At 47.7% G+C, this 972-nt stretch carries 1 rRNA gene; it reads left to right on the top strand.

The window, feature by feature from the left end:
• Positions 1 to 257: 257 nt before the first annotated feature.
• Positions 258 to 972, top strand: a 16S ribosomal RNA gene (locus A3712_RS22975); the annotation flags it as partial.

Here is a 972-nt window from a genome sequence, read left to right as displayed (position 1 = left end):
TTATACGCATCCGCTTTGACGCTAAAGCGTTGATAGCAAAGCTCTTTAACAATTTAAACCTATCAATCTGTGTGGGCACTCATTGATGAATATCAAAATTGATTCTTAGGAATCACATTGATTTCAATGAACTGAGTGACCAATCGATAATTTATTATCGGCACAGTCAATTCATTATCATTCTGTTGGAATGGTAATAGCTTTAAAATTACTTTTTGTAGTTTTGAAGTCAGTATTCATTGAGTCAGCAAAATCTTAAATTGAAGAGTTTGATCATGGCTCAGATTGAACGCTGGCGGCAGGCCTAACACATGCAAGTCGAGCGGAAACGAGTTAGCTGAACCTTCGGGGAACGATAACGGCGTCGAGCGGCGGACGGGTGAGTAATGCCTAGGAAATTGCCTTGATGTGGGGGATAACCATTGGAAACGGTGGCGAATACCGCATAATGCCTACGGGCCAAAGAGGGGGACCTTCGGGCCTCTTGCGTCAAGATATGCCTAGTTGGGATTAGCTAGTTGGTGAGGTAATGGCTCACCAAGGCGACGATCCCTAGCTGGTCTGAGAGGATGATCAGCCACACTGGAACTGAGACACGGTCCAGACTCCTACGGGAGGCAGCAGTGGGGAATATTGCACAATGGGCGAAAGCCTGATGCAGCCATGCCGCGTGTATGAAGAAGGCCTTCGGGTTGTAAAGTACTTTCAGTTGTGAGGAAGGGGGTGTCGTTAATAGCGGCATCTCTTGACGTTAGCAACAGAAGAAGCACCGGCTAACTCCGTGCCAGCAGCCGCGGTAATACGGAGGGTGCGAGCGTTAATCGGAATTACTGGGCGTAAAGCGCATGCAGGTGGTTCATTAAGTCAGATGTGAAAGCCCGGGGCTCAACCTCGGAACTGCATTTGAAACTGGTGAACTAGAGTACTGTAGAGGGGGGTAGAATTTCAGGTGTAGCGGTGAAATGCGTAGAG

The sequence above is a fragment of the Vibrio sp. HI00D65 genome, from assembly GCF_001635455.1.
Taxonomy (GTDB): Bacteria; Pseudomonadota; Gammaproteobacteria; order Enterobacterales; family Vibrionaceae; genus Vibrio.
This window is presented reverse-complemented; position numbering and strand designations above follow the sequence as displayed.